This window comes from Neolewinella marina (genome assembly GCF_002631205.1).
Classification (GTDB): Bacteria; Bacteroidota; Bacteroidia; order Chitinophagales; family Saprospiraceae; genus Neolewinella; species Neolewinella marina.
The window spans coordinates 114,510-140,872 of the sequence record NZ_PDLO01000007.1; the positions used below are offsets into that span (position 1 = coordinate 114,510).

General features: G+C 63.3%; 16 protein-coding genes. 12 read left to right on the top strand and 4 right to left on the bottom strand.

Annotated features, from left to right (window positions below; translation table 11 throughout):
• Nucleotides 1–78: 78 nt before the first annotated feature.
• Nucleotides 79–1,212 (bottom strand): DNA polymerase IV, encoded by a 1,134-nt coding sequence (dinB, locus tag CGL56_RS14715; protein WP_099107333.1) that lies wholly within the window; start codon nt 1,210–1,212, stop codon nt 79–81.
• A gap of 55 nt (nt 1,213–1,267) precedes the next feature.
• A complete protein-coding gene (locus tag CGL56_RS14720) occupies nt 1,268–4,369 on the bottom strand; it encodes a DNA polymerase III subunit alpha (protein ID WP_099107334.1) in 3,102 nt (1,033 codons plus the stop codon).
• A gap of 629 nt (nt 4,370–4,998) precedes the next feature.
• Here CGL56_RS14720 and CGL56_RS14725 point away from each other — a divergent pair.
• The 7 genes from CGL56_RS14725 (at nt 4,999) to CGL56_RS14755 (ending at nt 15,085) form a co-directional block, all read left to right on the top strand.
• On the top strand, nt 4,999–6,021 hold the full coding sequence (locus tag CGL56_RS14725; RefSeq protein ID WP_099107335.1) for a hypothetical protein: 1,023 nt from the start codon (nt 4,999–5,001) through the stop codon (nt 6,019–6,021).
• Nucleotides 6,022–6,340: 319 nt separating this feature from the next.
• Nucleotides 6,341–6,559, top strand: coding sequence for a hypothetical protein (locus CGL56_RS14730; protein ID WP_099107336.1), 219 nt, complete (start codon nt 6,341–6,343; stop codon nt 6,557–6,559).
• Entirely contained in the window at nt 6,546–6,731 is a 186-nt protein-coding gene (locus CGL56_RS14735; RefSeq protein WP_099107337.1) for a hypothetical protein, read from the top strand. The genes CGL56_RS14730 and CGL56_RS14735 overlap by 14 nt, the downstream gene beginning before the upstream one ends.
• Before the next feature lie 75 nt (nt 6,732–6,806).
• Nucleotides 6,807–9,131 (top strand): glycoside hydrolase family 20 protein, encoded by a 2,325-nt coding sequence (locus CGL56_RS14740; protein WP_209280399.1) that lies wholly within the window; start codon nt 6,807–6,809, stop codon nt 9,129–9,131.
• Between the two features lie 105 nt (nt 9,132–9,236).
• Nucleotides 9,237–10,169: a dihydrodipicolinate synthase family protein gene (locus CGL56_RS14745; protein WP_099107420.1), complete on the top strand. Its 933-nt coding sequence runs from the start codon at nt 9,237–9,239 to the stop codon at nt 10,167–10,169.
• A gap of 145 nt (nt 10,170–10,314) precedes the next feature.
• On the top strand, nt 10,315–13,569 hold the full coding sequence (locus CGL56_RS14750; RefSeq protein ID WP_167641700.1) for a SusC/RagA family TonB-linked outer membrane protein: 3,255 nt from the start codon (nt 10,315–10,317) through the stop codon (nt 13,567–13,569).
• A gap of 10 nt (nt 13,570–13,579) precedes the next feature.
• The gene (locus tag CGL56_RS14755; RefSeq protein WP_099107338.1) at nt 13,580–15,085 is read left to right on the top strand and encodes a RagB/SusD family nutrient uptake outer membrane protein; all 1,506 of its coding nucleotides are present in this window, start codon (nt 13,580–13,582) and stop codon (nt 15,083–15,085) included.
• Between the two features lie 6 nt (nt 15,086–15,091).
• On the opposite strand, the gene CGL56_RS14760 is transcribed toward CGL56_RS14755, so the two are convergent.
• The gene (locus CGL56_RS14760) at nt 15,092–15,820 is read right to left on the bottom strand and encodes a FadR/GntR family transcriptional regulator (RefSeq protein ID WP_099107339.1); all 729 of its coding nucleotides are present in this window, start codon (nt 15,818–15,820) and stop codon (nt 15,092–15,094) included.
• A 165-nt stretch (nt 15,821–15,985) separates the two neighbouring features.
• On the opposite strand from CGL56_RS14760, the gene CGL56_RS14765 reads away from it, so the two are divergent.
• Genes CGL56_RS14765 through CGL56_RS14780 form a run of 4 tightly spaced genes read left to right on the top strand, consistent with a single transcriptional unit; the run spans nt 15,986 to nt 23,451 of the window.
• Nucleotides 15,986–17,179, top strand: a complete 1,194-nt coding sequence (locus tag CGL56_RS14765) for an AGE family epimerase/isomerase (RefSeq protein ID WP_099107340.1) — start codon at nt 15,986–15,988, stop codon at nt 17,177–17,179.
• A gap of 12 nt (nt 17,180–17,191) precedes the next feature.
• Entirely contained in the window at nt 17,192–18,787 is a 1,596-nt protein-coding gene (locus CGL56_RS14770) for a sialidase family protein (protein ID WP_099107341.1), read from the top strand.
• 3 nt (nt 18,788–18,790) lie between these two features.
• On the top strand, nt 18,791–20,854 hold the full coding sequence (locus CGL56_RS14775; RefSeq protein ID WP_099107342.1) for a family 20 glycosylhydrolase: 2,064 nt from the start codon (nt 18,791–18,793) through the stop codon (nt 20,852–20,854).
• Nucleotides 20,854–23,451: a sodium:solute symporter family transporter gene (locus CGL56_RS14780; protein ID WP_099107343.1), complete on the top strand. Its 2,598-nt coding sequence runs from the start codon at nt 20,854–20,856 to the stop codon at nt 23,449–23,451. The genes CGL56_RS14775 and CGL56_RS14780 overlap by 1 nt, the downstream gene beginning before the upstream one ends.
• A 93-nt stretch (nt 23,452–23,544) precedes the next feature.
• On the opposite strand, the gene CGL56_RS14785 is transcribed toward CGL56_RS14780, so the two are convergent.
• Nucleotides 23,545–24,930 carry an amidohydrolase family protein gene (locus CGL56_RS14785; protein ID WP_099107344.1) on the bottom strand — a complete coding sequence of 462 codons (1,386 nt, stop codon included), beginning with the start codon at nt 24,928–24,930 and terminating at the stop codon, nt 23,545–23,547.
• 168 nt (nt 24,931–25,098) lie between these two features.
• Here CGL56_RS14785 and CGL56_RS14790 point away from each other — a divergent pair, with 168 nt between their 5' ends.
• The gene (locus CGL56_RS14790) at nt 25,099–26,250 is read left to right on the top strand and encodes a Gfo/Idh/MocA family protein (RefSeq protein WP_099107345.1); all 1,152 of its coding nucleotides are present in this window, start codon (nt 25,099–25,101) and stop codon (nt 26,248–26,250) included.
• The last annotated feature ends 113 nt before the right edge of the window (nt 26,251–26,363 follow it).

Consider the following 26,363-nt stretch of genomic DNA (forward strand, 5'->3'; position numbering starts at 1 on the left):
GCCGCGGCCGGAGGCCGCTTCTTCCTTTCGCGGTCTGAGACCGCTTCCTACTGCGCGGCCTGAGGCCGCGTTGTACCGTTAGCCTACGGCTACTGCGTCTTTTCCGAAGCGGGTGCGCACCTTGTCCAGGGCCAGTAGCAGGCGGCTGTTCTCCTGGGTATCGGTGAAGAGGTCGAGTTGGGTATGGCCGCTGGCCAGGAGGTCGAAGCGGACCCCGATCAGGCGGATGCACTGCCGGCGGGTGAAGAGTTCGCGGAAGAGGGTTTCGGCCACCGGAACCAGCTGCTGGTCGTGGGCCGTATAGTCGATGCGGCGGGCGCGGGTGTAGGTGTTGAAGTCGGTGTAGCGGATCTTGACCGTCACCCGGGCGGTGAGGCGGCCGGCCCGGCGCAGGTCGAAGGCCAGCTGGGCGGTGAGGTGGCGCAGGCGGCGCAGCAGGAATTCAACGTCGATGGTGTCGGTCTGGAAGGTGGATTCGGAGGAGAAGGACTTGCGTTCGCTGTAGGGTACCACCGGCCGGTGGTCGATGCCGTTGGCGCGGCGGTGAAACTCCCTTCCCAGGCTGCCGAATTCCCGCTCCAGCAACGACACCGGCACCTGGCTCAGGGTGCCCGCCTTGCGGATGCCCATCAGGCTCAGCTTGCGGGCCGTCACCGCGCCGATGCTGGGGATCTTGCGTACCGGCAGGGGAGACAGGAACGCCCGCTCAGCCCCCTGGGCCACCCAGCCCGAGCCGTTGGGCTTGGCCTCGCCGGCCCTCACCTTCGATACCAGCTTGTTGACGGACAGTCCGGCGGACAGCGGCAGGCCCGTCTCCCGGATGATGCGCTGCCGCAGTTCCCCGCTCCACTTCACGCAGCCGACGTGGCGGTCCATACCCGTCATGTCCACGTAGAACTCGTCGATGGAGGCCTTCTCGAAAACCGGTCCTTCCTCAGCGATGATCTCGGTCACGATCTCCGAGTGTTGCTCATAGCTCTCGTAATCACCCCGGATGGTGCGGGCATCCGGGCAACGCCGCAGGGCCACGGCCATCGGCATGCCGGAATGGATGCCGTAACGCCGGGCCTCGTAACTACAGGAAGTAACTACGCCGCGCCCGCCGGTGCCACCCACCAGGAGGGGAAGGCCGGCCAGGGCGCTGTTCTTTTTGATTTCCACGGAGGCGAAGAAGGCGTCCATGTCTAGGTGGAGGATGGCTCTTTGGTACATGGGGGCTGGTTTTTTTGGTTGGCTGGTTGCTGGTTGCTGGTAGGCTGGTTGCTGGTTACGGGTTGGGGATGAGGCGTTCCCGGCGGCTGGGGGGTGGCGGATCCGGGGCGGGGGAGCGGTCGTCGGTGAAGCGGAGGTCGCGCAGGTAGGGGAGGCGTTCCATGCGGGTGACTTCCAGGCTGGGGAAGTTGAACTCGCGGGTCACCTTGCCGGCGAGCCGGTAGACGCCCGGGCCGCGGAAGGGGTAGCGCAGGTAAGCGTCGGGGAAGTGGACGCTGTCGAAATACTGCCCCGTTTCGCTGAGCCAGCAGCCGAAGCTCATCCGTTCGCCCTTCACCGTGGGGACCACCTTGTCGCAGACGAAGTAGCCGAGCAGCTCCGTAGTTCCGTTTTCGGGGATGTGTCGGAGGGGGTGGCTGACGGGGGCCTCATCGGACGTGCCGGCGTAGCGCGGCGGAGGCGGTTCGCCCGGTGTGTTGCCCCCGATGCCGTTTGCGGTCAGCCAGAAGGGAGAGCAGAGTGGGAAGCCCAGCAGTTCCAGTTCGTCGAAGGCCTGGTCGAGTTCGGGGCCGCTGAGGGGATGCTCTGGCCGGTCGTTGGGGGCTTCGTCGAGGTAGAAGTCGGGCTCGGGGGCCACGGTCCTGAAGAGGTCCAGGGAGGATTCGCGGCGCAGCCGGGGGTTGTACACGGCGTTCTTTTCCCACAGCAGTTCCGATTTGCGTTTGCCGGTGAAGCGGAAGGCCCCGATGCGGATGAGGAGTTCGAGCTGGCTGCTTTCCACGTCGACGCGGGCGCAGAAGTCGGACAGGTCGTGGAAGGCCCCCGCCCGGTGGCGCTCCAGGACCGTGCGGTGGATCAGCTGCTCGGAGGCGCCCTTGAGGTGGATGAAGCCCAGGTAGAGGTCGGTGCCCCGCAGGTCGGTCAGGTAGCCGCTGTGGTTGATGCAGGGGGGGTGGATGGTGGCTCCGGCCATGCGGGCCTCGTGGACGTAGAATTCGGTCTTGTAGAAGCCGCCGAAGTTGTTGATCACGCCGACGATGAATTCCAGGGGGTAGTACGCCTTCAGGTAGAGGCTCTGGAAACTTTCCACGGCGAAGCTGGCCGAGTGCGCCTTGCAGAAGGAGTAGCCGGAAAAGCTTTCCACCTGCCGCCATACTTCCGCGGCCTTCTCCGGGGCGTGCCCCCGCACCTGCGCACCCGCAAAGAACTTCTCCCGCAGCTTCTCCAGGGTGTCGCCGCTGTGCTTCTTGCCCGACATGATGCGGCGCAGCACGTCGCTCTCGTCGAGGTCGAGGCCGGCGAAGTGGTGGACGATCTTCATCACGTCCTCCTGGTACACCATGATGCCGAAGGTCTCGCCGAGGTGCTCGGCGAAGACGGGGTCGAGGTACTCGAAGCTGTGGGGGTGGTGGTAGCGGCGGATGTACTCCTTCATCATGCCCGACTTGGCCACGCCCGGGCGGATGATGCTGCTGGCGGCCACGAGGTGGATGTAGTTGTCGCAGCCCAGCTTGGTGAGCAGGCCGCGCATGGCCGGCGACTCGATGTAGAAGCAGCCCAGGGCGCGGCCGCTGCGGAGCATATCGCGCACCCGGGGGTCCTGTTTGATGGTGTCCAGGGCCTGCAGGTCGACCGTCTTTCCGTGGTTGCGGTAGACAAGGTCGGCGGCGGAGCGCAGGTGCCCGAGTCCCCGTTGGCTCAGCACATCGTATTTGTGCAGGCCCATATCCTCGGCGTGGTACATATCGCAGTGGGCCACGGGGAAGCCCTTGGGCATGAGCCGCTGGGCGGTGTGGTAGTAGATGGGCCGCTCGGTGATGAGCACCCCGCCGGCGTGGATGCCGAGGTGGTTGGGCAGGCCTACGAGGCGGCGGGCAATGGCAACGACGGTACGGGCCTTCGGGTCGTCGGCGGCGCGGCCGTGGGGGTCGCGCACCAGGGCGTCGATCTCTTCCTTGGGCAGGCCGTGTACCTTGGCCGTCTCCCGCAGGGCCGCCCGCCCCTGGAAGGTGGAGTAGGTAGCCAGCAGGGCGGTGTACTCGCGGCCGTAGCGCTTGAAGATGTAGTCGGTCACGTCGTCGCGCTCGTCCCAGCTGAAGTCGATGTCGAAATCGGGCGGACTGGCGCGGTAGGGGTTGATGAAGCGTTCGAAGTAGAGGTCGAGTTCCAGGGGATCCACGTCGCTGATGCCGATGCAGTAGGCCACGATGCTGTTGGCGCCGGAGCCGCGGCCCACGTGCTGGTAGCCGGCCGCGCGGGCGTAGCGGACGATGTCGTAGGTGATGAGGAAGTAGGGGCAGAAGTCCTGCTTGCGGATCACGGCCAGTTCGCGCTCGGTGCGCAGGCGGGCGCGCTGGAAGCCGGGGCCGGGGGCGTAGCGGCGGGCCACCCCGGCCAGGGCCAGCTTTTCCAGCAGCTGGTAGTCGCCCTCCTTGGAGCCCGTAAAGGTTTGCCGGTTGATCTGCAGCCCCGTTTCCAGTTCGGCGGTGCAGGAGTCGATGATGCGCTGGGTGTTGCGCAGGATGGCGGGGTAGGGGCGGTAGAACTGCCGCAGGGTGTCGGGGGGCAGCAGGCGGTCGCCGCGTTTGGCCAGGTCGCGGGGGGTGAGTTTGGTGTGGACGGTGTTCAGGTCGATGGCCCGCAGCGTCCGGTGGAGGTCGTAATCGTCCTCGGTAATGGCCACCACGGGGGCCAGCACGACCAGCTTGTGGAGGTGGTGGCGCAACTCGTGGCTGAAGAGCCGGTTGACGTGCTGGGGCCGGATGCCGAGCAGCTCGTTGTCGCGGAAATCGCGGATGGGCTTGCAGAGGCGGGGGTAGATGATCCACACGTCGTTCATCCGGGGCGGCACGGCGGGCAGGGGGCGCTCCGCCAGGGAGTGCTCGCTGAGGAAGCGGCAGAGCTGGTACCAGCCGGCGGCGTTGCGGGCCAGTCCGGTGTAGAGCCACTGCCCGTCGTCACTGCGGAAGCCGATGCCGAGGATGGGCTTGACGCCGTATTCCCGGCAGCAGTTGACGAACTCCACCGCGCAGCTGGTATTGTTGTTGTCGGCCAGGGCCAGGCAGTCGACTCCCCAGGCGGCGGCCTTTTCGACCAACTGACGCGGACTGAGCACGCCGTAGCGGAAACTGAAGGACGTATGACAACTGAGGTGCACGCCGGCTCAGTTGGGGTATGAAGGACGCACCGGCGAACCGGCGTAAGGGACATGGCGGGGGCGTTCGGAACCGGAGGGGCACACGGGGCACCCCCCGGCCGGGCGGGGTGGAAAGTACATGTTTTCGTGAGTATTAGAGCCTGTTCCGACTTTGCGGTCCGGCCGGCGAGCGGTGCCTTTTTACCCAGGCAGCGGTGGTGAAGACGGCTGTACTGCACCGCAGGAACCCGGCTCCACGCTTCGTGAAGCTACGATCCGCTTTCACCGCCCCGCCTGGGCAGAAAATCCCGCGCTTTCGACCAGGAAAGCAAATTCAAAGCAGGCTTTTAATTAAAACAAGTCGTAAATCCGGAGGAGCCCGGATCAAAACATAAACGATAAAATCAAAAAACAGGAAAGCCCGGGGTTGCCCGCGAACGCTAGCAAACACACGCTTTCCGAGGCAAAGTAACGCGTGGTACAACTATAAAACAAATAAATTGTTTTAAAACTTTAAAAAAACAACACCTTGCTTTCCGCCAATATGCTAACTTGACGTATAGCGTATTGGCTTACTGTTCTATTTGGTTTTTCCCCGGGATGGGGTTGTCGTCCCGGTTGTTAGCGTACTACGAAGAGCGAACAAGACAATGAACGAGGCGAAACAGAGTTACCAGCAGCAGTTTTTCGAGCGGCTGTCCACGCGGTTCACTTCCCGCAGTGCCCTGGTACAGGCCGTGGCGGAGGACCTGCACGTGGGGCGCGACGCGGTGTACCGCCGGCTGCGGGGGGATACGGCCCTGACGGCCGACGAAATGATGCACCTGGCGGCGATCTACCAGCTGCGTACCGACCTGGGGGGCTCCTCCAAGGAGCGGGTGCCGAGCCTGCGCTACCCCGAGGACCGGCGGCCCATCACCAATGAATTCGATCACTTCGTGCAGCTCCACAGCCGCTGGGAGCAACTGAAGCGCTTACCCGGGGCCTCCTTCGACCTGGCCTCGCCGGAGCTGCCCATCTACTACGAGCTGTCGACACCCGTGCTCAGGGCCTTCAAGATCTTCATGTTCGGGATCACCACCTGGAACCTGGCCAAGTGGAAGCACCTCGACTTCTCGACCGACCTGATCGACGCCTCCCTGCACCGGCTGGTGGAGGACACCATCCGTGACCACTACAGCATACCGGCCCGGGAACTGTGGTCGATCGGCGTCCTCGACGTCACCCTGCGGCAGGTGAACTACATGGCCCAGATCGGCAAGTTTGCCGACCCCAAGGACCAGGAGCGCATATTTATCGAATTACATAAAATCGTCGACCACCTGGAAGCGATGGTCCGCACCGGCAAGCGCTTCCCCCTGGGGGAGGGCCCCGGCCCCCGGAGCACGGATTTTCGCGTATACCATAACGAACTTTCCAACACCAGCAACGTGGTCCTGGTAAAATCGCGCCTCCGTCCCTTTTTATTTACTACCTTGGTCAATCCAAATTACGTGGCCACCTCGGACCGCGAACTCTGCGAAGAAGCCCAGCAGTGGTTCGATAACCTGGTAGAACACGGCAATGCGCTCCACGCCGAGGCGGGGAAATATGCCGCCCAGTACTTTGGTTATCTTCGGGGGCTGATCCGCCACCACGAGCAGCGCAGCAAGGTGGGCCACTCCGTGTTTTGATCTTAGCCTAGCCCATAAATCTGTTAAAAAAAATAAATTTCGCCCCCGGGTCAAACATTTGGTGACCCCCGGGCGTCTATTCTACCAAACGGCTGGAAACGCCAGCTATATCGATATTCGATAATCCGGTATATATGCAGTAGCATAAAATGCCAAATACGATAAAGACAAAAGTGCTTATCTTAGCAGTAGATTCAGACCCTGCTAGGGTAAGAAATCAAGAATTAGGTTTATTTTTCATGAGAGACGCTGTGGACACAACACAGTCGTATAACAAGGACCCGGGCAATTTGCCCGGGTCTCTTTATTTTTGCCCCCCATGGAAGACAACCGCCGGCGCCGCAGGGGCAAGTTTCACGCCGCCCTGGCCTGGGTGCCTATCCTGGTCTACTTCGTAGTCAAGTACCTCGTCTTCGGCAATGAGATGCCGCAGAACCAGTGGATCGCCCTCATCGTGGCCGTGATCCTGGCCGAGGTGGCCCTGTGGCAGTACCGCCGCCGCGACCTCCAAAACCCTCCCTCCGATGGAACCGATTAGAAAAGACAAGCCCGGGCTGGGCCTCTTCCTCCTCATGAGCCTGGTCTACTTCGGCAGCTACTTCGGCCTCAAGTACGGGGTATTCGGGGGCAACATGCCCTGGTACTACAACGTGGTACTGATCGTCGTCTGCCTGGGGCTGGCCCTAGGACTGCGGGGGCGGTTTGGTTAGGAGCACCGCCTGCTTTAGATTTGTCATACATAATACTTATTCCCCGCGGCGATCCGCCGGAGCAACACTTATGCTATGCCAAAACTGCTGGGGTTCTTCCTGTTTATCTTTTGTGGTGGCCTGCTGAGCGGGCAGGGTAGTACCGGCCCGGAGGCGGGTGCCGTGCCCATGCTGATCCCCCACCCGGCGGAGCTGACGGCCGGGACCGGACACTTCACCTTCGATCCGGAGACGCGCATCGTAGCGACCAACGCGGCGGAACGCAAGCTGGCGGGGCTGCTGACGGAGAAGCTGTCCCGGGCGGCGGGCTTTTCGCCCCGGCTGGAAACCCGCGCGCCGCGCCGCAACTTCCTTCGGTTCACTACGGACGACAGTCTGCCACCGGAGGCATACACCCTGGAGATATCGGAGAAATCGATTGAGCTCCGGGCCGGGGCCTATGCGGGACTGGTGCACGGGCTGCAGACGATCCGCCAGCTGTTGCCGCCGGCCATTGAGGGGAACCGGGTGCAGGCGGGGGTGAGCTGGCAGATCCCCAGTCTGCGTATCCGCGACGAACCCCGCTTCCCCTGGCGGGGGCTGATGCTCGACGTGTCCCGCCATTTTTTCGGCAAGGACTACGTGCTGGCTACCCTGGACAGGATGGCACTCTTTAAGCTCAATACCCTGCACCTCCACCTCGTGGACGACCAGGGGTGGCGGCTGGAGATCAAGGGGTACCCGCGGCTGACCGAAGTGGGGGCCTACCGGGTGGACCAGGAGGACCGGCACTGGGACGCCCGCCTGAAGAACGGACCCGCTGACGAGGCGACCTACGGCGACTTCTATACCCAGGAAGACATCCGCGAGATTGTGGCCTACGCCCGCGACCGCGGCATCACCGTGGTTCCCGAAATAGAGATGCCGGCCCACGTGATGAGTGCGCTGGCGGCCTACCCCGAATTCTCCTGTCACGGGGAACCGATCGCGGTGCCCTCGGGCGGGGTGTGGCCCATAACGGACATCTACTGTCCGGGCAAGGAAGCAACCTTTGGCTTCCTGGAAGAGGTGCTGCTGGAGGTGATGGAGCTCTTTCCCTCCCGCTACCTCCACGTGGGCGGCGACGAAGCTACCCGGACGAACTGGGAAGTGTGCGAGGACTGCCAGCGCCGCATGCGGGAGGAAGGACTGGAAAGCACGGCGGAGCTGCAGAGCTACTTCATCCGCCGCATGGAGCGCTTTGTAAGCGCGCACGGCCGGGTACTCATCGGCTGGGACGAAATTCTGGAAGGGGGGCTGGCCCCCGGAGCCGCAGTCATGAGCTGGCGGGGCACGGAGGGTGGCTGGGAGGCCTCGCGGGCGGGCCACGACGTGGTCATGACCCCCGGCGACTACGTCTACCTGAACCAGTATCAAGGTGACCCCGATTACGAACCCCTGGCCTTCGGTGGCTACGTGCCCCTGAGCAAGGTGTATTCCTTTGATCCGCTGGTGGACTCCATGTCGACGGAACAGCAGCGGCACGTGCTGGGGGGGCAGGCCAACCTCTGGTCGGAATTCATTGCCGACGTGGCCGGTTCGGAGTACATGCTCTACCCCCGGCTGGCCGCCCTGGCCGAAGTGCTGTGGACCCCCCGGGCGGCGCAGCGCTGGGAGCGGTTCTCGGGACAATTGCCGGAGTTGTTCGGCCGCCTGGAGGCGATGGGCGTCAACTACTCGCGCAGTGCCTACGCCGTCACCGCGGCGAGCGAGCTCAGTGCGGAGAAGGACCGCATCCGCGTCGCCCTGCAAAGCGAGGTGGCCGGAGCCGACATTCGCTATGCGCTGGGGGAAGAAGCCCTAACTGCCGCCTCACGACCGTATACCACGCCCCTTGAACTGGACCGCACCACCACCGTACGGGCGGCCGTATTTGCCGACGGCCAACCCGCGGGAGATCCGTTGACGAAGACCTTTACCTTCCACCGGGCGGTAGGCAAGCCGGTAGCGTACGCGCCGGTCTACCACGCCCAGTACCCGGGGCGGGAGGACATTGGCCTGGTCAATATCCTGCGCGGCAGCAAGAACTTCCACGACGGGCAGTGGCAGGGTTGGCTGGTGGACGACGTTACCCTTACCATTGATTTGGATGAAGTTGTGACGGTATCATCCGTGGCCGTGGGTACGATGGAGAACCAGGGCTCGGGCATCTTCTTTCCCCAGGGGGTGAAAGTGGCGGTCTCGACCGACGGGGTCACCTACCAGCGGGTGGGGGAGTACGCCCGCGATTACGCCCGCAGCGGTGAGGTGCGGCTGGATGCCTTTGCCATTGAATTTGCGCCCCGCCCCGTCCGCTACCTGCGGATAGCGGTGGACAACCTGGGCCACCCCCCGCAGGGCGGGTCGGCGTGGATGTTCCTGGATGAGGTTATCGTGAAGTAGGCCCGGCCCGGATAACCGCTAACTTTTGTGGAAGGATTCCGGCGGGAGTTTTGTCCGAAGCAGTTTTCTTCCCTACATTTGTTATGTCATACATAATACATGAACATGGAACAGTTGATGGCGGCTACCTACGCCCCCCTTAAAGCGGATGGCTCACTGAATACCGGGGTGGTCGCGCGGTACCGCGAATTCCTGCGGGCGAACCGGGTAAAGGGGGCTTTCGTCAACGGGTCGACCGGTGATTTTGCCTCACTGTCTACCGAAGAACGCAAGGAGTTGATCGATGCCTGGGCGGATGGCCGGCCGGACGGATTTACGCTGGTCAACCACGTCGGCCACACCAACCTGCGGGAGGCACGGGAGCTGGCCGCCCATTCGAACGGCCGGGTGGACGCCGTGGCGGCCTTGGCCCCCTATTACTTCCGGATTAGGACCCTGGACAGCCTTCTGACCTACTGCCGGGAGATCGCGGTCTGTGCGCCGGATACGCCATTCTACTACTACCACATTCCCGTGCTGACCGGCGCGGACTTTGCCATGCGCGATTTTTTGGAGCGGGCGGAGCGGGACATTCCCACCTTCGCGGGCATCAAGTATTCCGACGGCAACCTCACCGACTTCGGGGCCTGCGTCAGCTACGGCGACGGTGACTACCGCATCCTGTTCGGGGTGGACGAGATGCTGGTCGACAGCCTCGCAGCCGGGGCCACGGGCTGGGTGGGCAGCACCTACAATCACCTGGCCCCCCTCTACCAAACCCTGATCCGCCTGTACCGCAAGGGGGAAACCGACGCGGCGCGTCAGTTGCAGGAGAAGGCGGTGCGGTTCGTCCAGACGCTGGACGGGCAGTGCGGCTTCAACGGAGCCGGGAAGAGCTTCCTGCGGGAGGTCGGCCTCGACCTGGGCCCGAGCCGCTTTCCCCACCGCTCCCTGACGGAGGAGCAACGCGCTGCCGTAATGGAGGTGCTGGAGCAGCTGGGAATCCTCCCTCACCTAAGCACTGTCCCCGCCTGGCCGGCAACCACTCCGGCTGAATAAACCACTTTTTCACTGACCCTGAAATAGATAGCGCCACGCTAAAGGGAACTACCAATCGTAAAAAACACAAGTCTTATGTATAACATAATACTTGCAGTGCCTATCTTAGGGCGGTCTTAGTTGAGGTCAATAAAAACTAGTACGTATGAATCGGTCTAAAAAATCATTGCGCTTGCGGGTTCGTCCGGGCGGTCTGGTGGCGCCCCCGGCGCTGCTGATGTTCCTCTTTCTATTGGTTGGGGCGAGTGCCTCCGGGCAGGAGCTGGAGGTGACGGGTACCGTTACCGATGCGGAAGGAATGCCGCTGCCCGGGGCCACGGTGTCGATCCAGGGCACTTCCCAGGGCACCCAGACCAACCTGGACGGCACCTATACCATTCCGGCACCGGCGGACGCGACCCTGGAATTCAGCTTCATCGGTTACGCCACCCAGGCGGTGGAGGTAGCGGGCCGGTCGGTGATCACCGTCCAACTCGCGGAAGACGCCGCCACGCTGGGTGAAGTGGTCGTCACCGGCTACGGCAAGCAGTCGCGGGCGAAACTCACTACCTCCGTAGCCAAACTCGATAGCCGGGTGCTGGAAACCGCTACGCGGTCCAACGCAGCCACCGCCCTGCAGGGTACGGTGGCCGGTTTGCGGGTCACCAACGTGACCGGGCAACCGGGGGCCACGCCGCAGATCATCCTGCGGGGCGGAACCAACTTCGACGGTTCGGGGGCACCGCTGGTGCTGATCGACGGGATCCCCGGCAGTTTCTACGGGCTGAACACCGACGACATCGAGTCGATCGAGGTGCTGAAGGACGCGGCGGCCACCGCCATCTACGGCGCGCGATCCGCGAACGGCGTCGTGCTGGTCACCACCAAGTCCGGCCGGGTGGGGCGTTCCAGCATCAGCTACAAGCAGCGGTACAGCGTGAACCGGAAACGGGAAACGCCGGACTACATCGGCGGGGCCGACTTCATCCGCTACAACCGGCAAGGGGTGCAGTACTACCGCGAAGCCACCGGCAACGCCACCGGATTCGCGGCCTTCCTGGACGGGGCCTTAGCCTTCGGGACGGGGGGCAACACCACGAATTCGCCGTTTACGGTGCAGTTCCTGAACGACGACAACCGCTACCTGCTCGGGCAGCCGGGGTGGGGCACGATAGCAGATCCCCTCGACCCGAGCCGCGAGATCCTCTTCTACGAGAACGACGTGAGCGACAACATCTACCAGAGCAGCCGTACCCTCGATCACTACCTCTCGGCCGACGGCGGCAACGAAAAGGGGACCTATTATCTCGGACTGGGCTATCTGGACAACGACGGACTGATCCTGGGCTCCGGCTTCAAGCGGTATTCGGGCAAGTTTTCCGCCTCCTACGAGGTGACGGACAAGCTCCGCGTGTCCTCCAACATCCTGTACACCCATTCCAACCTGAACCAGAGTCCGCTGGGCAGCGACAACACGGTGTTCCGGCGCTTTGCCGGGCAGCCGCCTACCTCGCGCACCTATAACAACAACCCGGACGGGAGCCTGTCCACCGACCTGAATCCCGGCACCAACTCCGGCTTCGGTAACCCGCTCTACTACATCGACAAATTCGTCCGGAACAACCTGGAGCAGCGGCTGTCGGCCTCGGTGGGCCTCAACTACGACGTGGCCCCTGATCTGGTGCTGGCGGTTAACGGCAGCCACTTCACCATCAACAACCAGGATGCATCCTTCAACCGGGCCTACCTGAACGGCCGCACCCTCATCACGAGCCGTAATGCCTCGGCGAGCCTGGACCGGACGCTGCGCAACCAGCTCACCGGCACACTGAACTACACGAAGGACCTGAACGCCCACCACTTCGACCTGCTCCTGGGCGGGGAGTACTACCGCGACAACTTCTACACCCTGCGCGCCGCTACCCAGAAATCGCCCACTGATCTCATTGCCACCCTCAACGCCGGCAGTGAAGCGGACGGGGTTCCCAGCAGCTTTGAAACGGAGAACGTGATCGTCTCCAACTTCGGGCGGCTGAGCTACGACTTTGCCAACAAGTACCTCGTGGGCCTGACCTACCGCTACGACGGTTCCTCCCGGCTAGGCAACAACAAGTACGGGTTCTTCCCGGGCGTCTCCCTGGGATGGAACCTCACCCAGGAAAACTTCTTCCGCGACCTGCCGGTGGCGGATTGGGTCACCACCCTCAAGCCGCGCCTCAGCTACGGGGTGAACGGCAACCTGGAATCCCTCACGGGCAACTACGCCGTCTTCGGGTCCTACGGTTCCCAGGGGGTGTACGACGGGCAAACGGGCTACGCCAATACCGGCCTGCCGACGCTTGACCTGCAGTGGGAGCGCTCCACTACCACAAACGTTGGCCTGGACCTGTCGCTGTTCGACTACCGCGTTACCCTGATTGCCGACTTCTTCATTCGCGACGTAAAGGACAAGATTGCGGACCTTACCCTGCCGTACTGGACGGGCTTCAGCTCCATCCGCACCAATAACGGTACCCTCCGCAACCGCGGCTTTGAGCTGCAGCTCACCACCGACGTCATCCGGAACGAACGGCTGCAGTGGCAGCTGCGGGGGACCGTATCGCGGAGCAAGAACTTCGTGATCAAGCTGCCCACCAACGATAACGAGCTGAACCGTCAGGGCGGGGCGCTCATCTACGATCCGGCCACCGGCGAACCCACCTGGGTGGGGGGACTGCAGGAAGGACAGCGAGTAGGCAACGACCTGGTGATCACCTACGTGCAGGACTACATCTACGCCGACGAAGCCGCCGTGTCGGCCCACGCCGAGCGAACCGACGTGCTGCTGCCCAACCCCAGCCAGCGCTACCCCGGCGACGTGGCCTGGGTGGACACCAACGGGGACAACGTCATCAATAGCCTTGATCGCCAAGTGATCGGCCGGACGACCCCCGACTGGATCGGCGGTATCTCTTCCAACCTGAAGTACGGCAATTTCGCCCTCTACGTGCAGACCGACTTCGCCACCGGCCACGTCATCTACAACCACATCCGCGGCAAGGGACTGGCCCAGACCCAGGGCAACCTCAACCAGGATGCCCTCGTGCTCGACTCCTGGACCCCGCAAAACCGGAATACGGACGTGCCTCGCTTCGTCTTCGTAGACGCCCAGCGCAACATCTTCCGCGGCAACGAGGGAGTGGTAAACAGCCGCTTCTGGGAGAAGGGGGATTACCTGGCCCTGCGGGAGGTTACCCTGAGCTATACGGTGCCGGCCGCCACCCTGGGCAACCGGGTAGAGGGACTGAACCTCTTCCTCACCGGGGCCAACCTCCATTACTTCAAAGCCTACAGCGGCGACACCCCCGAAGTGGGGGGCTACCAGGCCGGGCAGTTCCCGGTACCCCGGGTCTACTCGGCGGGTCTGAACCTCACCTTCTAAAATTCAAGCCATGAGATACCTCTATATCACCGTCGCTTTCTTCCTCCTGACCGCCTGCGAGCGGCAACTCGAGCTGGTGGCCCCCAGCGAACTCACCGTGGAGGGGTTCTGGGATACCGAAAACGGGGCCCGCGCCGCCCACTCCGGGCTCTACGGCACCCTGCGATCCAGTCACTCCACCCTGTGGCTGCTTGGGGAAATCCGCAGCGACGTATGGGGCGGACAGACCTTTGAGTCGCCCTCCAACCTCGACCTGATCGAATCCAACATCAGCATCGCCAACGCACCCTTCGGTGGATGGGCGGGGCTGTACACCAATATTCACCGCCTGAACGACTTCATCGCCAACCTGCCGGAGGTAAACTTCAACCGCAGTGAAGACCGGGACCACATGCTGGGGCAGGCCTACGGACTGCGGGCGTTCTACTACTATACCCTACTGAAAACCTGGGGAGCGGTGCCCCTCACCACGGAGCCCCTGGCGACCACCGACCCCGAAGGCCTGAGCAAACCGCGGGCCCTGGAGTCGGAGGTGATGGCCCAGATCAAGGCCGACCTGGAGGCCTCCCTGCAATTTTTCGGGGATGATGGCTCATTCTGGAACGGTCAGCGGATCTACTGGTCGAAAGCCGCCACCCTCGCCCTGATGGGCGATGCCTACCTCTGGTCGGGCACCCTGCTGAACGGCGGCGCAGATGACTACCGGGAGGCCAAAGCCGCCCTGCTGGCCGTGGGTGACCTGGACGTGGGCCTGCTGGACGACTACGCCGACCTCTGGACTCCCGGCAGCGAGAACAACCGGGAATTCATCTTCGCCCTGAACTACGAGCGGGACGAAGCGACCAACTTCTATTCCCTGATGACGGGGCGCTCCACGGAGATCCAGCCGCAGTTTGCCAGCGACGGTTCCTCGATGGCCGACTACATCGTGAACGGCGCCAACCGGTACGGACCCTCGGAAAAGACCCTGCTGCTAACCGACGACAACGACGATACCCGCAAGGCGGCCACCTTCCTTCGTCTCTACTCCGACGACAACGGGGGAGCGGGCTACGCCCAGTTCACCCCCGAGCCCTACTTCGGTTCGGTGATCAATAAGTTCGACGGCAACGTCGACGAGAGCATTCGTGTCATGGACAACAACGTGCCCCTGTACCGCTACGCCGACGTACTGCTGATGCTGGCGGAGGCCAAAAACCTGCTGGGTGAAGATCCTTCTGAGGAGATCAACCGCGTCCGGGAGCGGGCCTACGGGTCGGCGTACGATCCCCAGCGCCACGGCTTCGAAAATGGCGGCCAGACGGAGAACACCCGGGCGATCCTCGACGAACGCTACAAGGAGTTTATCGCCGAGGGTAAGCGCTGGTGGGACCTGTGCCGCGCCGGGGACCAGTACGTGATCGACAACGTCGCCTTCCTGGACGCCGACGAGCAATACAAGTTGCTGCTGCCCATCACCCTGGACATGATCGGGCGCAACCCCCTGCTGGAGCAAACACCCGGTTACTCGGAATAGGCCGCCTTAGCGGCCCCCCGTCTTGAGGGCATGGTCGAAATGGGGTTCCAGGTGCCGGCGCATGGCATTGCGGAACGTTTCGGGCGTGCCCTCGCGCAGGGTTTCCAGCAGCATACGGTGGGAGACGAACTCCCCTTCGGAGTAGTGGTAATCGTCCAAGTTGGTGTTTTCGGTGTCCTTCAGGTAAACGTAGTTGAAGACCGGAAGCAGCAGGTCCTGGAATTTCTGTAGGGTAACGTTGTTTGACATTTGGTACAGCTTGCCGTGAAAGGCAATTTCCTTGTCCAGGCTGAAGCGGATCTGATGGGTATCGGTAGCCTCCTCCGCGGCCACTATTTTTTCGAGCTCGTCCAGGTCTTCTTCGTTGCGGTTCTCGAAGAGGAAGTCGGCCATGCCCATTTCCAGGATGAGCCGCAGTTCGAACAGTTGCTTGAGGGTGTCTTCCCCGAGCAGGGTGGGGTCCAGAATCCGGGCAAAATTGTTGATGATGTCGGGCTGCTTCAGGATCATGCCCCGCCGCTTCTTGGACTCTACCAGACCCAGCGTGCGGAGGCGCAGGAGGGCTTCGCGGACCACGGTGCGACTTACCCCGAGAGAAGTGGCGAAGTCAATCTCCTTTGGGATGGCGTCACCGGGAACGAGCTTGTTCTCCTTGAAGAACATCAGCAGGCGGGTTTCCACCTTGTCCACCAGCGACTCCGTACCGAGGGGTTCCAGTTTCTTCAGCTTTTTCATAATGATCTTGTCTCTGTCTTGCCGACGGACACCGCCGGAGGGTTGGTTGATTTTCGTTGGCCGCCCCTTTCCCGGGAATAATGCGCCCTAAGGCATAAAGGATGGGAACCGACACGGCGAAGAACGGGAAAAAATACTACATTTGTATTATGTCATACATATAATATGAGCTACGCATCGCTTTACCAACGGTCCTTGCTGGACGATGTTCTTCCGTTCTGGGAACGGCATTCGCCCGATCCGGAGCATGGGGGCTACTTCAGCTGCCTGACGCGGGAGGGGAAAGTCTACGACACTGACAAGTTCATCTGGCTACAGGGGCGGCAGGCGTGGCTGTTTGCTTCCCTCTATAACCGGCAGGAGGCGCGCCCGGAATGGCTCGAACTGGCCCGCTCCGGGGTGGAGTTCCTGCGGCGGTTCGGGATGGACGCCGCGGGCGACCATTACTTTGCTGTCACGCGGGAAGGAAAACCGCTGGTCCAACCCTATAATATCTTTTCCGACTGCTTCGCCGCCATGGCCTACAGCCAGTACGGCAAGGCCGCGGGCGACGATACCTACCGGGCACTCGCCCGCAGCACTTACGCCCGCATCCTCAAACGGGCGGACAACCCGAAGGGCGGCTACGAGAAAAGTACCGGGGTGCGAAAACTGCGGGGTTTTGCCCTGCCGATGATCCTGTCTAATCTGGTACTGGAGCTGGAGGACGTGCTGGCGCCCGCCCACGTGGAGGCTGCCCTCGACCGAAGCGTCTACGAAGTGATGGAGGTGTTCCTGCGGCCCGATAGTGGGCTGATCCACGAGTTTGTCGACCAGGATGGCACCCTGCACGACAGCATGGACGGCCGGCTGATCAATCCCGGTCACGGTATCGAAGCCATGTGGTTTATGATGGACATTGGCCAGCGACGGAACGACCCCGTCCTGATCGACCGGGCGGCCCGGACGGTGGTCCGTACCCTCGAGTTTGCCTGGGATACTCGCTACGGTGGCATTTACTACTTTATTGATGCTCAGGGATATCCAACCCAGCAACTGGAGTGGTACCAGAAGCTGTGGTGGGTCCACCTGGAAACCCTCGTAGCCCTGTCCAAGGCTTGGTCCATTACCGGCGATGACACCATCCGCAAGTGGTACGAACGGGTCCACGAATACACCTGGAAACACTTCCCGGACCCCCAATACGGAGAATGGTACGGCTACCTCAACCGTCGCGGGGAGCCGCTGCTGACCCTCAAAGGAGGCAAGTGGAAAGGGTGCTTCCACGTGCCCCGCGCGCTGTGGCAGTGCGCCCGCGCATTTGAGACCCTGGAAAGGCAAACCGCGCCCCCGGCATCCATCGATCAAACCCCGACCTAAACTTCCCCCCCAATGAAAATACTGCTTAGCCTGATCCTCCCCCTGCTGGTCCTCCCCGTGCTCACATCCTGTCAGGGACGGCCGGCGAAATCGCCGATAACCGTGGAGGCACGACAGCCCCGGCTGCCAGTCCTGTCCGGCAAGGCCCGCAACAAGGTCCTGGTGAGTAAAGTGGAAGTACCGGCGGCTGCCGGCCCCGTCACGGTGACGGCGCTGGACATCAGTCTGGAAGGCACGACCCGGCTAGCCGATATAAAGCGGGTAGAAGTGCTATACAGTCCTACGGACGAGTTCGCGGACGCCCGGGTGTTTGGCTCCAGGTCCGACGTCCGGGATGACCTGACCGTTCTGGGGGAGCAATCCCTTGATGCCGGCACGAACTACTTCTGGTTGTCCGTGGAGCTTAAAGGGACGCCCGAGCTGTCGCACCGCATCGCGGCTACCCTAAATGAGTTGCACTTCACTGACGGCAGCAAAGTGCCGGTAGCCACCGACCCGGCTTCCCGGCCCCAGCGGATCGGGGTGGCCCTGCGGCAGCACGGGGACGATGGGGTGGATACCTACCGTATTCCGGGGCTGGCCACGACAAACGAGGGCACCCTGATCGCGGTGTACGACGTGCGCTACGACGACCCGGTGGACCTGCAGGAGAACATTGACGTAGGACTGAGCCGCAGCACCGACGGCGGTCAGAGCTGGGAGCAGATGAAAATCATCATGGACATGGGAACCTACGGGGGACTCCCGGAGGACCAGAACGGGATTGGCGATCCGGCCGTGCTCGTAGACCGCAATACGAATACCATCTGGGTTGCCAGTCTCTGGTTCCACGGTCACCCCGGCGAGCGGGCCTGGAATGCCTCGGCCCCCGGGCTGGCGCCCGCGGAGACCGGGCAACTCATGCTGGTCAAGAGCGAGGACGACGGGCTGACCTGGTCGGACCCCATCAACGTGACCCCCCAGCTCAAGCATCCGGACTGGCAGCTGTTCTTCAACGGGCCGGGCAGCGGCATCACCCTGGAGGACGGCACCCTCGTCTTCGCCGCCCAGTACAAGGACGCGGACCGGGTGCCCCATTCGACGATCATCTACAGCAAGGACGGCGGGAAGAACTGGTCGGTAGGCACCGGCGCCAAATCGGAAACCACCGAAGCCCAGGTGGTGGAGCTTTCCGATGGCTCCCTGATGCTCAACATGCGCGACGACCGCAACCGGGCCAACCGCCAGGATTCCCTCAACGGGCGTTCGGTGGCCATCACCCGCGACCTGGGGGCTACCTGGACCGAGCACCCCACCTCGCGCAGTGCCCTGCCGGCCTCCAACTGCATGGCCAGCATCATCGGCGTCGACCATCCGGAACGGGGCAAGCTGCTGTTCTTTTCCAACCCGAACACGAAGGTCAATCGCGACCACATCACGGTGAAAACCAGCCTCGACGACGGGATGACCTGGCCGACCGCCCACCAACTCGAACTGTACGAGGAGAACACCTACGGCTACTCCTGCCTCACCCGCATCGACGAGCACCACATCGGCATCCTTTACGAGGGCAGCAAGGAACTGTACTTCGAGAAGATCCACCTGGATGAATTGCTAAACGAGGAATAGCCGATGTACCCCCCCCCCCGACCCATCCGCCTGCGATCCTGGTGCAGCTTGCTGGCCCTGACACTCGTGCTGGGACAACTGCTGTTGGCAGGCCTGCCGCTGGGCGCCCAGGACAGCGAATTGCCGGCCCTCATTCCCACCCCCCGCCACGTCGAGTACTCCGGGGGTGAAGTGGCGTTCACGTCGGTAGCCGTAGCGGACGGCGACTGGCCGCAGGCCGCCACCCAACTGCGGGCCTTCCTGGTGGAGGAGGGGATCCCGCTTTCCGACGCGGGGCTACCCGTCCGGTTTGCAAATCAACCCGTGGCTTTTAGCGATAGCAAGGAGGCCTACCGGATCCGCGTGGATTCCTCCGTGACGGTCACGGCACCCGCGCGCGCCGCCGCCGCTTACGCCGTGGCCACCCTGCGGCAGTTGTTCCGCAAGCGGGACGGGGAGGGGATACTGCCCCGGGTATCAATTGAAGACTGGCCGGCCTTCGCGATCCGGGGCTTCCTCCACGATACCGGGCGCAACTTCCAGTCGATCGAGCAACTGCGGGAGCAGATCGAAGTGCTGGCGGCCTACAAGTACAACCTCTTCCACTGGCACCTGACCGACGATCCGGGCTGGCGGCTGGAGAGCAAGCGCTACCCGGAGCTGCAATCGGCCCGGGCCACTACGCGGAACGCCGGGAAATTTTATACCCAGGAGGAGTTCCGGGAGATGATCAAATTTTGCCGCGAGCGGAACATCACCGTCGTCCCGGAATTCGACCTGCCGGGGCACTCAGCGGCCTTCCGCCGCGCCTTCGGACTCCAAAGCATGGCCGAGCCCCGCGCCCTGGAGATCGTGCTGGACCTCTTCGCGGAACTGACCGAGCTGGCCGACGCCGAAACGATGCCCTACGTCCACATCGGCACGGACGAGGTGAGGAATGCGGCCGAGGCCGTGCCGGACAGCTTTCTGACCGCCATCATCCGCCAACTGGAAGCCGCGGGCCGGCAGGTGATCGTGTGGGAGGAAGGACTGGACGTGCCCGGCGACACCACCTCGATCCAGCAGCTGTGGGCGCGCCACCCGCCGGGGGAGGGGAGGAGGTTCATCGACTCCCGGGCCAACTACATCAACCACCTCGACCCCTTCGCGGGGATGACCCGCCTCTTCTTTCAGCAACCCACGCGGCAGCCTCGGGGCGATTCCCTGGCCCTGGGCGGCATCCTCTGCGCCTGGCCCGACAACCGCGTGGCCCACGAGCGGGACATCCTGCGGCAGAACCCCGTCTACCCGGCCATGGTCTTCTACGCCGACGCCATCTGGCACGGCCGGGAAGCGAACCAGGAAGCCTACTGGGCCAACCTGCCGCCCCCCGGAACCCCGGCCTTCGAGGCTTTCCGGGCCTTCGAGAACAAGGTCATCACCCACCGCGATCGCTACTTCGCCGGACGGGAATTCCCCTACCTGCGGCAGACCGACCTCCACTGGCGGCTGATCGGGCCCTTCGACCACGCGGGGAACCCGAAGCGCTCCTTCCCGGTGGAGGATACGCTGCGTGAATCGTACGAGGTGGGTGGACCGACTTACCCCTTGAGCGGCCCCTACGCCGGGGCTACCCTGCACCTGAAACACTTCTTTGGTTTTCCCGCTGTGACGGAAGCGAGCAGCGGCACGTTTTACGCATTTTCCCGTATTTATTCCCCGGACGACCGGATGCAGGACTTCTGGATTGGCTTCCAGGGCTGGTCCCGCTCCGGCGGCCGGCGGGGAGGGCCTACACCGGAGCGCGGGCAGTGGCACCACAGCAACCCGCAGGTATGGGTGAACGGAAATGAAATCGCCCCGCCCGCGTGGCGGCAACCCGGCGTAGCCGCTGCCTCGGACGAAATTCCCTTCGTCGACGAAGACTACTTCTACCGCACGCCCACCGCGGTGCCGCTGCGCCGGGGGTGGAACGATATCCTGCTCAAGGTGCCCCACACGGCGGCGGGCTGGAAATGGATGTTCACCTGCGTGCCCGTGAGGGTCACGGAAGCCGGCGTCCGGGAAGCCACCGGACTGATCTATTCAACCCCCGCCAACCTTCGCTGATGAACCCCCCGACCTATCTGCTTTCCCTGTTGCTGATCCTCCTGCTGCCCCTGGTGGGCGTGGCGCAGGTAACGGTGACCGACCGCCCCGCCCTGCCGGCGGCGGAAGGGGACAGCCTGGCCTTCGGTTACGCGGGCATGGTCGGGGGAAAAACCGGGGGCGTACTCATCGCGGCGGGGGGCGCCAACTTCTCCCGCGGGATGCCCTGGGCCGGCGGGTCCAAGGTGTACAGCGACGACATCTACCTCCTTCGCGACGGGCAGTGGACACCGGCGGAGGAACGTCTGCCCACCCCGCTGGCCTACGGCGCTTCCGTCGCTACCCCGGAAGGCATCCTGGTGCTGGGCGGGGAGACCGGCAGCGAGACCAGTGACCGGGCCTTCCTGCTCAGCTACGACGCGGCCGCGGGTGCCGTACGCCAACGGGCCTTCCCGGCTTTGCCCGAGCCCCTGGCCTACGCGGCCGCGGTGATGGAGGACGACTCGGTCTACGTTGTCGGGGGGATGAATGCCGGGGGGAGTGTACGGTCGTTCTACCGTATTCCCGTACACGGAAAGGGGAACTGGGAGCGATTGCCCGATCTGCCGGGCCCCGGCCGGGCGCTGCACGCCGCGGGCGTGCAGGAGAGTCCCACCGGCAGAAAACTGTACGTAGTAGGGGGGCGCCGGCAGCGGGCGGGGGAAAAGTCACTGCCGCTGACGGACTACCTCACTTACGACTTCCACACGGGCCGGTGGTCCTCAGCCGGAGAGATGCGCATCGACGGCCGTCCGATGGTGCGGATGGGCGGTAGCCTGCAGCCTCTCGGTTCCATGCACTTGCTGCTCTACGGGGGTTCCGACGAAGTCATCTTCGACGAGCTGGAGCGATTGGCGCTGGAGGCATCAGCCACTATGGATACAACTGAAGCGGATTCCCTGCACCGGCGGTCCACCGAACTGCTCACTACCCACCCGGGCTTTTCCCGGGATGTACTGGCCCTCAATACCGTCACCGGGCGGTGGTTCGTCTACGACACCCTGGAGGCGGGACTACCGGTGACCACCCTGGCGGTGGACGGGGGAGACGGGGCGCTCACCCTGGTGTCGGGGGAGGTATCTCCCGGAGTACGCACGGCTGCGGTCCGGGAGCTGCGCCCCTCCGAAGCGGCCCGCCCCTTCGGCTGGGTGAATTACGGCGTACTGGCGGGCTACCTGCTGTTGTCGGTGCTCATCGGCGTCTACTTCTCGCGCAAGCAGCACTCCACCGCCGACTACTTCACGGGTGGTGGGCGGATCCCCTGGTGGGCGTCGGGGCTGAGCGTATTCGGTACGCTGCTGAGCGCGATCACCTTCATGGCCATTCCAGCCAAGTCATTCACTACCGACTGGTCGTTTTTCATGCTCAACATCACGGCCATCCTCATCACGCCGGTGATCGCCTTTCTCTTCATCCCCTTCTTCAACCGGCTGCACATCCGCACCGCCTACGAGTACCTGGAGACGCGCTTCAACTACGCGGCCCGGGCCTTCGGAAGCCTTTCCTTCATCCTCTTCCAGCTGGGGCGCATCGGCATCGTGCTGCTGCTGCCTTCCCTGGCCATTTCCATCGTCACCGGCATGCCGGTCGAGGCCAGCATCCTCATCATGGGCGTGCTCTGCATCATGTACACAACCTTCGGCGGCATTGAGGCGGTGGTGTGGACCGACGTGCTTCAGGTGGTGGTGCTGCTCGGTGGCAGTATCCTGGCCGTGGTCTGGATCCTGCTGCACACCGAAAGCTCCTGGTCGGAAATGCTGGCCCTGGCCCAGGAGCACGACAAATTCAACGTGGTGGACCTCGACTTCGACTTCACCCGCTCTACCTTCTGGGTGGTGTTTTTTGGGGGACTGGCCTCCGCTATGGTCACCCAGGGGACCGACCAGACCATCGTGCAGCGCTACCTCACCAGCAGCAGCGTGCGTGATTCCCAGCGCACCCTTTATACCAATGCCCTGCTCACCCTGCCGGCTACCGTCATCTTCTTCGGCTTGGGTACCCTGCTGTTCGTCTTCTACTCCGAGCGGCCGCAGGCGCTATCCCCGGCCCTGTCCAACAACGATTCCATCTTCCCCTGGTACATCGTGCGGGAGCTGCCGGTGGGGGTCTCCGGTCTGCTCATCGCCGGCATCTTCTCGGCGGCCATGAGCAGCATCAGCAGCAGCCTCAACTCGGTGTCCACTGCCTTCTGCAACGATTTCTACCGCCACTTCCGCCCCGGGGTGGCCGACCTGCGCCTCCTGCGCATCGCCCGCTACGCCACGGTAGCCACCGGGGTGGCGGGGGTTCTGCTGGCCCTCTGGATGGCCAACGCCAGCATACAGTCGCTTTGGGACGAATTCTACCGCTTCCTCGGCCTCTTCACTGGCGGGCTGGGTGGGCTCTTCCTCCTCGGCATGCTCACCACCCGGGCCAATGCCCCCGGGGCCCTGCTGGGGCTGGCCGCCAGCGCGGTCGTTATTTACTACGTGAGCGTCTTTACCGCCATCAGTTTCCTGCTTTACGCCTTCATTGGGGTGGTGACCTGCTTTGTGTTCGGCTACGGTTTCAGCCTCTTGTTTACCCGGTCCAGGGGATAGTCGGTGGCGGCGGCGCGTGGGTGCCGGGGGGCTGGTCCGACGCCCAGCGTCCGATCACTATACGGGACTCAATAAAGCGAGAAGCTCCTTCCCTCACTCACCCACCCCCTCAGCAATCCGCCCTAACTCCGCATCCAAAAAGGCGCGATCCAGCCAGCGGCCGCGGATCATGACGCCGGCGGGCTGCTGGAGGTGGTCCATATCCTCGAGGGGATTGCCGGATACCAGCATCAGGTCGGCCGAAGCGCCGGGATCGACGGTGCCGAACTCTCCGGCCCGGTCGAAGTACTGGGCCGGGTGGACGGTACCCATCCGTAGAATGTCGTAGGCGGAAAGGCCGGCGGCCTGCAGGGCGTCGATCTCGTGGTGGATGGAAAAGCCCGGTACGTTGAAGACCTGGGGCGCATCGGAGCCCAGCAACAGCAAGCCCGTGTCGTTGAGCCGGCGGATGATCTCGCGGCGGGTTGCCATCATTTGCTCCCACTGTTCACGGGTGTAGCCCGGGGCGGTGATGAGGTTGGTCTTGTTCTGCCGCCAACTGAGCAGCGTACGGCCGGGCATATACTTCATCTCCGGCTGTTGCAGGTACACCTCCGCCGGCTCGGGGGAGGCCCAGCGAGTGAAGAGGCTTTCGGTAGTGACTACCCACACCCGGTTTTCGTCCGTCAGCCGGATCAACTCCGGCAGCAGATCCAGGTCCACCAAAGGCGCGAAGTTGTAGCCGAAGAAGCCGTTCTCTGTGGGATCGACCCCGGCGCTTTCCGGTACCAGTCCCTCCAGGTAGCCATCGACGTGATCGATGCTGGCGTATTGGAGCGACAGGGCACGGCGGATACCCACGTCGACCGGGACGTGGCCCGCAAAGTCGATCCCCACCGCATCGGCCGTGGCCACCAGCGTATCGAATACCTCCCGCTGAATACCGGGGTGGATCTTCAGGAAGTCGTAGCCCGCCTCCTGCTGGGCGCGGACTTTCGTACGGGCCTCCTCCGGGGTCTGGACGGTGCTGCCGTTCAGGGAGGGGCCGGAGGTAAAAATGCGGGGCCCCAGCACGCTGCCATCGGCTACCGCGCGGCGCAGTTCGAGGTGGGCGGGGTGCCCCAGCATGCCGCGAACGGTGGTGATGCCGTTGGCCAGGTAGAGGAACAGCGTCTCCTCAATCCGGTCATCCCCCGTTTCGTCGGGGTGGGGAATGTGGGCGTGCATTTCGGCCAGTCCGGGCAGCAGGTACTGCCCCCTCCCATGGATGACCTCCGCAAAGTCTGCGGTGTCCACCTGGTCCATGGGGACCACCCGACTGATGCGGCCATCAGCCACCACCACGGCCCGGTCGGGCAACACCCGGTCGTCCACCATGGTGAGCACGTTGACGTCATAAATGACCAGGTCGCCGGAAGGAGCCCCGGTATCGGGCGGCGCGACGCGGGTGCAGTGCGCCAGGAGAAGTGCCAACAGCAGGAGGGGAAAAAGTGGTTTCATCGACGGTGGATTACCTGTACCGGAAAATAGGTAATTATTCCTGGGCTGCCATACTTCTCGAACGTGATTCAGTGGTTGCTACTCAACCGAGTACACTATCGGATTATATTTGAACAACCCAGGCTCCGACCACTTCCACCAGCAACCAGAACCAGCAACCAGATCCCCATGCCTCACAAAACACCCTCCAACCCCCGCCGCCAGTTTCTCCGCCAGTCCGCCGCAGCCACGGGACTGCTCCTGGCACCAGGCCTCATCGGCTGTAATTCCTCCGGACCGGCTTCCGCCGGGGAGGACCCGGAACCCGCGCCCCGCCGCCCGGACCAGGGCCGTAAGCTTGGCATTGCCATCCTCGGACTGGGGGGCTACGCCAGCGGTCAGATCGCCCCGGCCCTGCAACTGACCGAGCACTGCGAACTGCGGGGGCTCATCACCGGCAGTCCCGAGAAGCTCCCCGAGTGGCAGCGGAAGTACAACATCAAGAAGGAGAACTCCTACACCTACGACACGATGGACGAAATCGCCGACAACGCCGAGATCGACGTCATCTACGTGATCACGCCGACGGCTACCCACCGCGACTTCAGCGTACGGGCGGCCAACGCCGGCAAGCACGTCTGGTGCGAAAAGCCTATGGCCATGACCCCGGAGGAATGCCAGGAAATGATCGACGCCTGCAACCGCAACGGCGTCAAGCTCGCGATCGGCTACCGCATGATGCACGAACCGAACACCCGCAAGCTGATCGAACTGACGAAGGAAAAGGCCTACGGCCCCCTCACCGGCGCCCACGCCTACGCGGGCTACGCCGGCAGTCCGCCCCCGGCCGACTACTGGCGCGGACAGCGCGACATGGGCGGCGGGGCCCTCTACGATATGGGCGTGTACACCGTGAACGGTCTGGCCTACGGCACCCAGCTGCAACCCGTAGCGGTGGTGAAGGCCGAACAACGGCGGCAGGACCGGCCCAACGGTGTCGACCTGACCACTACTTACACCCTCCGCTACCCGGACGGGATGACCGCCGAAGGCAAGACCAGTGTGGTGGAAGACTACAACGAGCTACACATCGACGCTGAAAACGGCTGGTACGAAATGGACCCCATGCAACCCTACACCGGCGTGAAGGGAAGCACCAGCGACGGCAAGGTACTCGGCCCCCCGGTGCCCAACCAGCAGTCGATCCAGATGGACGACGACGCCCTGGCCATCCTGAACGGAACCGAACTCATCGCCCCGGGTACCCTGGCCAAACACGACATCCGTGTGATCCGCGCCATCATCGAAAGCGCCGAAACCGGCCGGGAGGTGAAAATCTAGACTATTCCCCAGGTCCCCAAACGGCCAGATTACCAGCAGCTTTGGCAATCGATTGTTACATTGGTGGGCGGAGTGGCGAGGGGGAAGCCCGGGGGAGGGTAGAAGCTCGCGGG